Here is a 13,400-nt window from a genome sequence, read left to right on the forward strand (position 1 = left end):
AGCAGCTAAGCTCGAAGGGATGGGAATGATTCGTAAGCCTGTTGTGTCTGCAGCTAATAGCAATACTCGCATTCTTTCAGCGAATCGTCCTTTAATTGACGGTTCGCTTAAATCGTCCCGTTCGCCGACGCAGTCAAGCTGTCGTATTTCTGTAAATATCGGGCTCAACTCAACACGTATGCGCGAGTTGATGGTGGAGCGTTTGCAACAACAAGGTATCAGTAATCAGGCGGCACTGGAAGCTATGTTAGCGGTGCCGCGTCATGCTTTTGTGGATCAGGGCTTAGCAAGTCGGGCATATGATGATGCGGCTTTGCCCATTGGGTTTAAACAAACTATTTCCCAGCCTTATATCGTTGCGCGCATGGTGTCCCTAGCGCTCGAAGGCGCTTCAAATCAGCGTGTCTTGGAAATAGGGGCTGGGTGTGGTTATCAAACGGCGGTGCTAGCTGAGGTTTATCAGCAAGTGTTTGCGATCGAACGCATCCGTGGTCTTTATGAGTTAGGCTCAGAAAATCTTGCTCATTTGCCTTATACTTCGCATATTCATTTGAAATATGGGGATGGTCTAAAGGGGCTGCCACAATATGCGCCATTTGATGCTATTGTCATTGCTGCTGCGGGCTTGGAAATTCCCCAAACATTATTAGATCAATTGGTCATCGGTGGGCGCTTAATTGCCCCGGTGGGTGACGCACGGCAGTATTTAGTCATGTTTGAGAGGGTGGGCCAACAACGCTGGGAAAGGCATGAACTTGAAGAAACGCGTTTTGTGCCTTTGCTTCCGGGTATTCAGTCTTAATAAAAAATGTTACCCTCAAGAAAGAGTCGATAGGCTACAATTAATTTAATATAGCGAATTTTCCGAATTTTCGTTAGATAGTATCGTAATTTTGATTTTTAAAGTCCCTTAGTGAAAAGGTTTATTTGATGAATAGAAAAATATATACCGTCGGAGCAATATGTTTTTCAGCTTTATTGGCTGCTTGTGGTTCTAGCTCAAAAGCCCCAATTACATCGGCTGGTGGTTCAGGCGCTACAAGTTCAGCCGGTACCTACGTCGTTCAGCGTGGTGACACTTTGTATTCAATTGCGCAAAGACATGGCACGACAGTAGCGAATCTTAGCAGTCTTAATCGTATTAGCAATCCATCACAGTTGGAGGTTGGTCAGCGCTTAACTGTTCGTGGCGGTACGGCTGCTCGCTCGTCGGCGTCAACAGCAACTGCGAGTAGGGCGTCTGCAGCCAGCTCTTCTCAACCTACGCGTGCGGCTGATGCAGCGGCCATATCTTGGGAGTGGCCGGTGCGTGGCAAGGTCATCACCCAATTTTCCAATACGACACGTGGTATAGATATCGCCGGTACTGTCGGGACACCGATCAATTCAGCCGCTGATGGTACTGTGTCTTATGTGGGTAATGGTTTGCGTGGTCTTGGCAATTTGGTGTTGGTCACGCACAGTAACGGATTCATCACTGCTTATGCACACAATAGTCGCATTACAGTACAGACTAATGAGCGTGTCAAAAAGGGTCAAAAAATCGCTGAGTTAGGTGATACTGATGCGACGTCTCCTCGCTTACATTTCCAGGTTCGTCGTAATGGCACACCCGTCAATCCTCTTTCTTACTTACCTCGATAGTTTTTATAAGTTGTTATGAGCCCACACCTTGTCTTTGACCTTGAAACTATTCCTGATGCGCATGGTATTCGTCAGTTAATGCAATTTGATGAGGAGTTATCGGATGCTGAGGTGGTGGAGCTTGCGCAGCAGCAAAGACTTGAGCAGACAGGTTCAGATTTTATGCCGTTGCATCTTCAGAAAATTGTCGCGATTGGGTGTGTTTTTAGAAATAAAAACGACTTCCACGTGAAGTGTCTTGGTGAGCCTGATGACGATGAAGCAAGCTTGGTGCGTAGTTTTTTTAAAGTCATTGATCATTACACGCCGACGATCGTCTCATGGAATGGTTCCGGCTTTGATTTTCCGGTGCTGCATTACCGAGCATTAATTCATGGCATAGCTTCTAGGCGTTATTGGGATAAGGGTCAAGATGATCGTGATTTTAAATTTAATAATTACTTAAGTCGTTATCACGACAGGCACGTTGATTTGATGGATGTGTTGTCTGGCTATACGTTTAAGGCCAATGCACCTTTAGATCAACTGGCCAAGTTGTGTGGGTTTCCCGGCAAGTTGGGTATGGATGGGAGTCAGGTTTGGCCGACATGGCTTGCGGGTGGTATTGATGAGATCCGAGCTTATTGCGAGACGGATGTTGTCAATACCTGGCTCATGTATTTGCGCTATCAACTACTAAGATGTGATCTTGATCAGGTCGCTTACGATGAAGAGATTCGCTTGGTCTATGAGTCTTTATCTGCGATTAGCGATCGCGCTCCTTGGGATGAATATCTTGCCCAATGGGACCTGTAATTAACTGAAATATATCAACCGATTTTGAAATCTTTTTGAAACTCCTCCTACGTTAAACTGATTTTGATTGTTAACCAATAGGAGTTTTTTCATGAAGATTAATTCATTATTAAAAGTATCTGCCATTGCTTTAGGCCTTTCATTAGCCGGCACAACAATGGCTCAATCAGCCCCTGATTCTCAGGCAGCCGAAGCAGTCAGTCAACGCGCTGACAAAACAGAACGTGGTCATCACGCTCACCAGGGTGACAAATCTCGACGAGGACATCACCATCATGGCATGAGAGGTGGCAAGTATCATCATGGTTTTAAGGGCGATGTGGGGTTATTAGTACCGGGCTACGGTCCAGTTAGTCAAGAGTTTACTGATACCTTGGCTTTGTCTGATGATCAAAAATCTAAAATCGAAGCACTTAAAGCAGAGATTAAGCAAGCAATGGAGGAGCGCCGAGAGTCTAAAGAGCATCCATTTGCTGCAGTTGAAGAAAAGCGTGCTAAGCAGTTAGCTGAACAAAAGCTTGATCCTGAAGCCATGCTTAAAGAGCGCCAGAAAATTAAAGAGTCTATGCAAGAGCGTCATGAGGAATTCACCGAAGAGTGGCTGGCGATATGGAATGATCTAAATGATGAGCAACAAGCTAAAGTTGCTGGTTATTTCCAAGAGCAAGATGCTAAGCGTGCTGAACGAGCAGAAAAAAGACAGCAGAAAAAGCAAGAGCGTAGCGAACAAAAGTCTCAGTAATTAAAGTTGTATAAGTTGTTCAATGTGTTTCTCCAACAAATCAACTAAGTAGTAGACTTCCCCTTAGCGGCATTAGAGATTAATTTCCTAATGCCGTTTTTTTTAATCATCATGAATCTCGGGTAAAATAGCCACTTAGCTTTATCAGGTGAGATATGTCCGAAGTTTTAACGATTGAATCTATGGATCTTGAGGCGCGTGGTGTTGCGCGTCGTGATGGTAAGACAATTTTTGTAGTTGGTGCATTGCCGGGCGAAAAAGTACTGGCTAATGTTTATAGAAAAAAGCCTTCTTATGAACTTGCTTTTGCTGAAAAAATCTTAGAGCCTTCTTCGTTGAGGGTGGAGCCGCCTTGTCCTAATTACGGGATGTGCGGTGGATGTGCGATGCAGCATCTTGACCCCAGTGCGCAAGTTGCGATTAAGCAAAGAGCGTTAGAAGACTGTTTTAAGCATATTGCTAAGCTGAAAATACCACAGATTTTACCGGCGATTTATGGTCCATCATGGCAATATCGCTATCGTGCGCGTTTGTCTGTGCGTTATGTGATTAAAAAAGGTACTGTTCTAGTTGGTTTCAGAGAGCGTAAGGGTAGGTATATTGCTGATATGACCGAATGTTTGGTGCTACCTAAAAAGGTATCGGATATGTTGGCTCCCTTACGTCAGTTAATTGCTTCTTTGACTGTTAAAGAGAGAGTCCCTCAAATTGAGGTGGCCGTCGGTGATGAATCGTTGGTGTTGGTGTTGCGCCATCTAGACCCGCTAATAGCAGAAGATATCACTAACTTAAGGCAGTTTGCACTTGAGCACGGAATTAGTTGGTGGTTGCAACCTGAAGGGCCTGAGAGTGTTTATGCTTTAGAACCGGAAGACGAAGATAGATTAGCCTACGGCTTGCCTCAATTTGATTTGCGAATGGGGTATAAACCGGCTGATTTTACTCAGGTTAATCCTTTAATTAATCGTGCCATGATCGCCAAAGCCTTAAGCCTGTTGGCTGTTGAGCCGGAGGATAGAGTTGCTGATTTATTTTGTGGACTCGGTAATTTCAGTTTACCCTTGGCAACTCAAGCTAAAGAAGTTGTGGGGATTGAGGGTAGTGCAACCCTAACCGCACGCGCAACCGAAGCGGCTAGAGCTCATGGTCTAGAGGATACAGCCACTTTTTCGACATTGAATTTATTTGAGGTTGATGTGGAGTGGCTGAGAGCACTAGGTTACTTTGATCGTATGTTGATTGACCCACCACGTGATGGTGCCATGGCAGTCTGTACCGCCTTAGCAGCTTTGAGTGCAGAGGAACGGCCTAAACGTATCGTCTATGTATCCTGTAGTCCTTCGACTTTAGCGCGCGATGCCGATATCTTGGTTCACCAAGGGGGTTATCGCTTAATTAGTGCCGGGGTGATTAATATGTTTCCGCATACAGCTCATGTTGAGTCTATCGCTGTATTTGAATATCATCTGGGTGACCCGATTCCTGAGCTGAAGGTTGAGGAAGTCGAGGAAGAAGAAGTTGTGATTGTTTAGTAGATAGCGTGCTTTGTGATAGTAAAGAAGGCTCCGGCAGTGATGTGCGGGGCTTTTTTATATTATCTTTATCTAATTTTTCTAAAAAGGTAATAAATTTTAGACATCAAATATTTTCACCCTATAATAAGTAATTGAGAAGCATTTTATTTTGAATATAAAATTTCAAGCTAACTTTGTATAAGATAAGAGGCGTGTGTGGAGCAGTTGACAGACTTAAAAGCAATCCTACATTCAAAAAGAGCCAATATCTATTATCTGCAGTATTGCAGAGTCATGCAGAAGGACGGTCGAGTCCTTTATCTCACAGAAGAAGACAAGAAAAATCTTTATTACAACATCCCTATAGCTAACACGACTTGCTTGTTGCTAGGAACTGGTACATCTATTACTCAGGCAGCTATGCGTATGTTAGCTCAAGCCGGCGTGTTAGTTGGTTTTTCCGGAGGTGGTGGCACACCGCTACTGATGGGCTCAGAAATAGAATGGCTAACTCCCCAAAGTGAGTATCGTCCTACGGAGTATGTCCAAGGATGGATGAGTTTCTGGTTTGATGAAGACAAACGCTTGGAAGTAGCAAAAGAGTTTCAGATTGCACGTTTGCATTTTTTACAAAAACTCTGGTCAAAAGATAGGGAGTTAAAGCAGGAAGGCTTTGATTCTGGCGAACCTATCATCAAGAGCCTTGTAGAAGAGTTTTCGATGAAGATCGCTACAGCCGATAGAGTAGGAAAATTACTGCAATTAGAAGCGGAAGTCACAAAAAAATTATATAAATTTGCTGCAGGAAGAACTGGTTATCAGGACTTTAGTAGAGACCGTGATGCGACAGACAAAGCAAATGAGTTTCTCAATCATGGCAATTATTTAGCCTATGGTTTAGCGGCAACCACGCTCTGGGTTTTGGGGATTCCACATGGTTTTGCAGTAATGCACGGTAAAACTCGCCGTGGTGCTTTAGTGTTTGATGTTGCAGACCTTATTAAAGATTCAATTATCTTACCCTGGGCATTTATTTGTGCTAAAGAAAAAGCTACAGAGCAAGAATTCCGACAACAGTGCTTGCAAGCTTTTACTGATCATAAGGTTTTAGATTTCATGTTTAATGAAGTAAAGCGAGCTGCTCTTAAGTACACGTCACAAAAAGCTGATGGTGAAGACTTATGATGGTTGTTTTGGTTTCACAGTGTGAGAAAAATGCTTTAGCTAAAACCCGCAGAGTCCTTGATGCTTTTGCTGACCGGATAGGGGACAACACTTGGCAAACTGTTATTACCGAAGAAGGTCTTCAAGCAGTCAAAAAACTATTACGAAAAACGGCAAGTAAAAGTACAGCCGTCAGTTGTCACTGGATACGTTCTAGATCAAGAAGTGACCTCTTGTGGATCGTTGGCAATAGAAGAAAATTTAATGAACAAGGTATTGTGCCGGTTAATTATACGGAGATGGATGTTTTTATGGATGTTGTAACAGATAAACCCAAACAAGGCGTGTTATATGCCAACACTCACTTGCAGCTATTAAGTGAACACTTATTTGCAATCGGGTATGTTGCAGAACAGTTGCATCGAAGATTATTTCCTGAAAGTAGTACACAACTTTCATTTGTAAACTTTGTTGCTGGTTCTCTACATGATCTAGGTAAAGTTGACCCAAAATTCCAAGAATGGGTCACAAATCCAAAAAAGAAAGCGTTTATACCTGAAGATGGCCAACACATTGATGATGCTAAATTTAGCTTTGATAAACACCCAAGGCATAATGAAATATCATTGCTGCTGTATCACCTTCTTGATAGTACGGAGCTAAAAGCATTAAATCTTAGTAATAAACGCTCTGTGAAGCATGCGATTTATTGGCATCATGCCAAGCCATATCGTAAAGAAAATAATGGTTTTGACTCTTATAAAGATATTTCTAAAAAGCTGCTAGTAAACCAGCAAGGTCTAGGTTTAAGCGATATAGTCACACAAGCACAATCTCTCCTTAAACAAGTTATTGCTATTGATAAAAAATATAGAAACTCAAGCAATAGTCTCCTAGAAAAAATCTGTTTGATTGAAGCTGTAAATGAGTTGGAAGAGAATCTTCCTGATGCACCACCTTTACCAAGTTATAAAGAGTATGAGTTAGAGGAGTCAGTATCAAGCAATAGCGATAATGTAAAAGTTAATGCTTTGAATAATATTGTGCGTGCTTGTTTGATTACTGCTGATCGTAAAGTATCTGCTTTAAGTGCAGCAGAATTACATTCTGCTATTTTTGAGCGGAATTTAGACGATATTGTTACTGATTTGCTTGACGTTGAATCGACTCTATCTAGTGATATTGATGCATGCCTTAGCGCCTTTTTTCCTAGTAGTGAACGTAGCAAAAAACAAAGTGATATCGCTAGGCAACTAACTACTGCAGAAGATGTTGCTGTACTAGCTGGGGCTGCTGGTTGTGGTAAAACTAAAATTGCATTGGAGTGGGCAAAGTTGCAAGGTGCGAAACGCATCATTTGGGTATGCCCTCGAGTGCAAGTGTGTCAAGGTTTGTTTTATGAGTTAACCTCTGAGCAATACCTACCTAACAGTACCATTGAAATCAATACTGGTGAGTTTAAGTTTCATAATCAGTGGGATAACCCAATTCCTGATGAAGAAAACTTTTCTGGCGATATCGTTATCACTACCATAGATCAAATTCTCGGCTCAGTGATAAGTCACACTAAAGCTAATACTCTTATTGATTTTTTAAACGTGCATGTGGTGTTTGATGAGTTTCATGAGTACGTGAATATGCCATCGTTTAATTTGTTATTTGCTGAACTTATCGCGGCTAAAAAAATGCAGCAACAACAGGCAAATACCTTATTAGTATCGGCTACACCACATTATGTTTTTGTTGAAGACTTATTGAACATTCATCCGGATGATATCAAAGTCATGCCATCGTTTAACAAAAGTCAGTATCAACTCGATTTCAAAATTTTTGATGACAGTAAACTTGATAACACTAACCCATTATTTGAACAGCAAAGCAACTGTACATTTGTGATCAGTAATATGGCGCTAACTGCACAAAACAGTTTTATAGCTAATCAACATAGCGAGAATGCAGTACTGTTGCATTCAAAATTTATTAAAAGTGATAAACGAAAATGGTTTGAAGAGGTATTCGAGGCATTTAAACGCAATGGTACACGAAAATATGAGGTATTACGTAGTGGTCCTATTGTCCAAGCTTCACTTAACATTAGCTGCGATTATATGATTGCGGAAATCGCTAGTGCTGAAGATTGCTTACAGAGATTAGGACGCTTAGATCGTTTTGGTGAGAATAGTAATGTAAATATTTATACACTAGCTGTGCCAGAATCTATCGCCAATGGCAGGGGGAAAAGTTCAGCAGCAAATTTTTTAGGAAAAATGTATGTGCTAAGTTCGGTAAGGGAGTGGTATCAATTTTTACATAATGAGCTTACTGACAGAACATTTACCCTGCCAGACATTTATCAACTTTATTTCAACTTTCATCATAATGAGCGCGAGCGAAGTTTCATAGAGAGCGATCTTGTCGCAGCACTTAAAAATAGTGTGCAACAAATTAATGCAAAAGTGATCGATCCGATCATAGCGTCACCGAAGAAAAATAAAAATCAAAGTCGTAGCAAGATTAGTAAAACATCTTTACGCGGTGACAATCGATTTGTGCAATTGGCGCTAATCGATTTAACAAATTCAACGCCTGAATTCTTAGAAAAGTACGCTTATTCTATACCCTTAGATGATGACAGCGATATTGATAATCTTACATACTCTACTAGTGCTATCTCTGGTTACGGTCAAAGTGATAAAGACTTACTATCCCATATGTTTAAAAAACACCATAATATTATGGGTGGGGTGAAGTCATTCAAAGATAGTATTTTGCTGAACGATGCGAGAAATCCTGAGTTTCCGATATATTTAAGCTACACAACTAATGATTTGATAGCGGTGGGCGGCGAGAGTTCTCGACATCCAAACGCTATTTATTACGCAGTGTGCGACAAACAACCCATAGGCGCAATGTCTATCAATCAAATTAATCAAACCACAGAAGATGAGGAATAAACAATGGAAAAAGTAACAGGAATTAAAAGCGTAGACTTTAAAATTAAAGCATTAGGCCATGGTGTAGTGAATTGGAATGGCCCAACTACCTTAACTGGCGATAGTGGAAAAACAGTAGATAACCATACTTTGCCAAAATTAAGAGGCTACACAAACTTAACGGGAAAAATAAAAGAGGATACTGGTTATAAATATAAAAAAGAGGCAACTGACATTGATTTTAAAAAAACGCCTCTATACATCAGTCAGAATTGTATTCGACATCATTTATTTAAAGAGCAAGCATTTGATCTGCATTTTGCAGGAGAAAAAAACTTAGAAAAAGTATTGGCTTCTATTACTGGCCTTGTTCGTGGTTATGTTGTCCCTTCTAGCCAATGTAAAAGAACTAGTCCATTATTAATAGAAGATTTTGTAGATCAATTAGGAAATGGCAACTTTGAGCAGTTTGGGCAAGCAGGTGAGAGGGATAGCTCATCATTCTTTTCTAAAACTACTTTTGGTGATACTGAATATTTATCTTATGGTTCAATCAGTATTGAACAATTGCAATTTATCTCATTAGATAAAAAGTTTGATCGTGCAAGCATGATCATTAAAGAGGGACAAGGTGAAGAAGTTGCAGAAAAAGTACAAAATTTTATTAAAGAACTCAATCCATCATTGAATCCAATCGCTACCTTTCATAGTAATTATGTTCGCAAAGGTACAATCTTCGAAGAAGGTGAGTGCGGGATTTTGCTTAATAACGATGCAATACAAGCAATTATTGAGCATACGTTGTCACGCATTGCTAATTTAAATATTCGCCAGGCTAAAGGTTATATGTATGTTGATGAAATTACTGTCGATTATAACGATAGCCATAAGATGATGCGCATTAAGCGCGATGAGTCTGAGATTGTTAGCGAACCACAGGTTGAATATGCACAATATTTTTATGCGAAGTAGGTGGCTAATATGAAAATAACCATAGATTATGATTCATCATGGCGAAATTCATTTTTAGGAGGTTCAAATAATGAGCCTGTACCAAAAAAAGGCAGAGAGTTTTTGGGCTCTATGACTAATCTGAAAAAAGAAGGTAATTTCAAATTTCGCGACAATACGCTAGATACAGTTATGGGATTATTGAATCGTTTAATTGGTGATCAACGAAAACTCTATCAAGCACGTAGCAAAATGTATGAAAACTCTTATTATTTTGAAGATCTTGAAAGTAAAATCTCTTTTGAGGATAAGCCCAAATTCACGAATGAAATAACTTTTATTCGTAACATGAATGGTAGTACGGATCAAAATTCATTTACTGGAATGATTAAAGTAGCCGACCCTATTTTTACGTCTGATTATTCAAAAGATTTTTGGGGAGTATTAAGTTTAGATACGCAAAAATTATGCAGATATATTGTTGATGACATAATGATAGATGAAAACATTCAACTAGATCCAATTAGTATTATTGACCGTCTTGAGTTTTTAAACAAAGAAAAACCTTTGGAAAATCAGGATGTTGTTGAGAATGCAGTGAATTCTTTAAAGTCAACGTTCCCTGATATTGATTATTTTAATAAAAAAGGTCAAGTTATAACCCTTAGCCTTTATTGTTCAGCTTTGTATTTGCAATTAGTTAGATTAGAAGATAAGTATGATATGTCTTCTGCAAAAACTAAAGCCGGTGGGATAAGCGGTATCTCAAAACGAGGGTTTACTAAAAAAGACTTCATGGATCGTTTTACGACCGGACCAAAAAAAACGATATGGGGGAACCCTTATATTAAAAAAGAAAAGATAAAGGGCGAAGGAGAAGTAACATCCATGATGACTAAAGCCAGCGGTCAACTAGAAATCATTATCGATGTCGAACGTGAAAAAGGACTCGAAATTAAACAAATGATAGAGAATGCCGGTGTGTCTTCTTTTTATTTGGGAAAGAAAGGTTTGGCTTATGTATCTAATATCAGGGTATAAGGAGATACTATGAAATATTATATTGAAATAACCCTTATTGATGATAGTAAGTATTCTCTGCCCCAACTATGGGGCAAGCTTTATATGCAGATTCATTTAGCATTAGTAGAGCAACAAAACCCAGACAAAACGGTAAATATTGGCGTAAGTTTTCCTGAGTATCAATACACTGCAAAAGGGGGGGTAGAGTTTGCTATCTTAGGTTCAAAATTACGTGTTTTTGCTAATACTGAAGATGAGCTAGTAAAACTTAACTTAACTCAATGGCTAGAACGCTTAACGAATTATGTGCATATTAAAAGTGTTCAGCCTGTACCTGAAAAGTCTAATTGTTATTTGTTAGTTAAACGCTACCGAGTTGACATGAATTTAGAGAGTTTAACTCGCAGGTTTATGCAACGAGAAAGTAAAAGAACGGGCAGAGAAATTAGCTTTGAAGAGGCTAGAAGTATACAAAATCAGCGTTTTGCTAAAATTAATAACTTAACCATACAAGAGGCTGAAAAACATTATGAGGAGCCAAATGTAAAGAACTTACCATTCATTAAGTTGAAAAGTTTGAGTTCAGGAGAGGAATACTCTTTGCTAATAGAACAGATTAGCTCTGAGCGACAACGTATTGGTAGCTTTAATACTTATGGGTTAAGTAGTCAAAGCACTGTTCCACACTGGTAGTGTAAAAATACCTTTATTTTTTTCTTTAAAAATTTGGAATAAAAATCAATGAGTTACATTAGGTAGTAATATTTTGGTAAAAAAAGGTTTTATCAATAACTACTTGATGTAGCTTATATTTTTCGGTTATTATTGTTGTTAGCCACCGCACAGGTGGCTTAGAAATATTCTAATAGTAGTAAGTGCTGAAGCTAACCGTTAGCCACCGCACAGGTGGCTTAGAAAGAAACGGAAAGTGAGCTCATCGAGTGGGTAAAGTTAGCCACCGCACAGGTGGCTTAGAAAAAACGTTTTGTGTATAGCGAGGTTCATGTTCAGTTAGCCACCGCACAGGTGGCTTAGAAATAGTAGTGATACTTTAAGAATCGCCTTTAAAAGTTAGCCACCGCACAGGTGGCTTAGAAATTCAAAAATTGCGATAACTTTACCCTACCTTTGTTAGCCACCGCACAGGTGGCTTAGAAAGCATGGCATTTGCATGTACCCCACACCGTAGAGTTAGCCACCGCACAGGTGGCTTAGAAAAAAGACATGATTACTGATTTAGAAGCCCTGCAGTTAGCCACCGCACAGGTGGCTTAGAAAGCTACCGTCTGCAGCTTCTGATATGCGTCTAGGTTAGCCACCGCACAGGTGGCTTAGAAAATATTGACTTGCCCCTCAGTCGCAAATGTGCGGTTAGCCACCGCACAGGTGGCTTAGAAAAACTAACTGGCTATTAACCAAGTATCCAGACGGTTAGCCACCGCACAGGTGGCTTAGAAATTCGGGTGGTTTTTTTGTGTCTATACAAATCAGTTAGCCACCGCACAGGTGGCTTAGAAAACTCGTTGGCGTCTCGCTTAGTCTTAAATCGCGTTAGCCACCGCACAGGTGGCTTAGAAACAGAAGTAAATGGCGAGGAGTTCTTATTCATAGTTAGCCACCGCACAGGTGGCTTAGAAAATCAGAAGCGACCGGTGGCTCAGTGATAACAGGTTAGCCACCGCACAGGTGGCTTAGAAAAATCATCACTCGGTCGTCTGCAATGGCTTCTAGTTAGCCACCGCACAGGTGGCTTAGAAAATCAGAAGCGACCGGTGGCTCAGTGATAACAGGTTAGCCACCGCACAGGTGGCTTAGAAAAATCATCACTCGGTCGTCTGCAATGGCTTCTAGTTAGCCACCGCACAGGTGGCTTAGAAAGAATAATGGCTTAAGCGAATACTCAGGACATGGTTAGCCACCGCACAGGTGGCTTAGAAAATATGAATCAGCACTTACAAGAAAATGTGTGGGTTAGCCACCGCACAGGTGGCTTAGAAATACTCGCCGACATGAATATTTTGTTCTTACCCGTTAGCCACCGCACAGGTGGCTTAGAAAATCATCTCAAAGTCTTCAGCAAGAGCTGCTTCGTTAGCCACCGCACAGGTGGCTTAGAAATAATTTTTAATGAACAAACTAATTAAGTAAAAGTTAGCCACCGCACAGGTGGCTTAGAAATTGATATTACTTTCGTTAATAGCTAGCAGCGAGTTAGCCACCGCACAGGTGGCTTAGAAATGCTTTTGAGGATGAGCTAAGAGCAGCTTTATGTTAGCCACCGCACAGGTGGCTTAGAAATCAATCGGATCACACGGAGTTAGCGACTGATAGTTAGCCACCGCACAGGTGGCTTAGAAATGCTTTTGAGGATGAGCTAAGAGCAGCTTTATGTTAGCCACCGCACAGGTGGCTTAGAAATCAATCGGATCACACGGAGTTAGCGACTGATAGTTAGCCACCGCACAGGTGGCTTAGAAATGAAGATTGGAAGCGCTTTGCTCCAATGCGAAGTTAGCCACCGCACAGGTGGCTTAGAAATCTTCAGAAAGTCTGTGGATTTGACTAAACCCGTTAGCCACCGCACAGGTGGCTTAGAAATCCCATCACAAGCAATGTACAGCCCAGTTAAAGTTA

General features: G+C 40.7%; 10 protein-coding genes and 1 CRISPR repeat array (1 of these 11 only partly in view). All 10 genes read left to right on the forward strand.

What is annotated here, in order from left to right; all coding sequences use genetic code 11:
- Positions 1-19: 19 nt before the first annotated feature.
- The 10 genes from B092_RS0106845 to cas6f all read left to right on the forward strand — a co-directional run bounded on the left by B092_RS0106845 (position 20) and on the right by cas6f (position 11,459).
- Positions 20-802, forward strand: coding sequence for a protein-L-isoaspartate(D-aspartate) O-methyltransferase (locus B092_RS0106845; RefSeq protein ID WP_026253654.1), 783 nt, complete (start codon positions 20-22; stop codon positions 800-802).
- A gap of 128 nt (positions 803-930) precedes the next feature.
- Positions 931-1,644: a peptidoglycan DD-metalloendopeptidase family protein gene (locus B092_RS0106850; protein WP_018574515.1), complete on the forward strand. Its 714-nt coding sequence runs from the start codon at positions 931-933 to the stop codon at positions 1,642-1,644.
- A 15-nt stretch (positions 1,645-1,659) separates the two neighbouring features.
- Positions 1,660-2,439, forward strand: a complete 780-nt coding sequence (locus tag B092_RS0106855; RefSeq protein WP_018574516.1) for a 3'-5' exonuclease — start codon at positions 1,660-1,662, stop codon at positions 2,437-2,439.
- A gap of 91 nt (positions 2,440-2,530) precedes the next feature.
- The gene (locus B092_RS0106860; protein WP_018574517.1) at positions 2,531-3,181 is read left to right on the forward strand and encodes a hypothetical protein; all 651 of its coding nucleotides are present in this window, start codon (positions 2,531-2,533) and stop codon (positions 3,179-3,181) included.
- Positions 3,182-3,336: 155 nt separating this feature from the next.
- Positions 3,337-4,713, forward strand: a complete 1,377-nt coding sequence (rlmD, locus tag B092_RS13900; RefSeq protein ID WP_018574518.1) for a 23S rRNA (uracil(1939)-C(5))-methyltransferase RlmD — start codon at positions 3,337-3,339, stop codon at positions 4,711-4,713.
- Positions 4,714-4,911: 198 nt separating this feature from the next.
- A complete protein-coding gene (cas1f, locus tag B092_RS0106870) occupies positions 4,912-5,880 on the forward strand; it encodes a type I-F CRISPR-associated endonuclease Cas1f (protein ID WP_018574519.1) in 969 nt (322 codons plus the stop codon).
- Positions 5,877-8,813, forward strand: a complete 2,937-nt coding sequence (locus B092_RS0106875) for a CRISPR-associated endonuclease Cas3'' (RefSeq protein WP_018574520.1) — start codon at positions 5,877-5,879, stop codon at positions 8,811-8,813. The genes cas1f and B092_RS0106875 overlap by 4 nt, the downstream gene beginning before the upstream one ends.
- Before the next feature lie 3 nt (positions 8,814-8,816).
- A complete protein-coding gene (gene cas7fv, locus B092_RS0106880) occupies positions 8,817-9,764 on the forward strand; it encodes a type I-Fv CRISPR-associated protein Cas7fv (protein WP_018574521.1) in 948 nt (315 codons plus the stop codon).
- 9 nt (positions 9,765-9,773) lie between these two features.
- On the forward strand, positions 9,774-10,784 hold the full coding sequence (gene cas5fv, locus B092_RS0106885) for a type I-Fv CRISPR-associated protein Cas5fv (RefSeq protein ID WP_018574522.1): 1,011 nt from the start codon (positions 9,774-9,776) through the stop codon (positions 10,782-10,784).
- Positions 10,785-10,793: 9 nt separating this feature from the next.
- Entirely contained in the window at positions 10,794-11,459 is a 666-nt protein-coding gene (cas6f, locus tag B092_RS0106890) for a type I-F CRISPR-associated endoribonuclease Cas6/Csy4 (RefSeq protein ID WP_018574523.1), read from the forward strand.
- Positions 11,460-11,596: 137 nt separating this feature from the next.
- Positions 11,597-13,400: direct repeats of the CRISPR family, unit length 28 nt; unit sequence GTTAGCCACCGCACAGGTGGCTTAGAAA; it runs 1,644 nt beyond the window's last position.

The sequence above is a fragment of the Oligella ureolytica DSM 18253 genome (assembly GCF_000373745.1).
Lineage (GTDB): Bacteria > Pseudomonadota > Gammaproteobacteria > Burkholderiales > Burkholderiaceae_B > Oligella > Oligella ureolytica.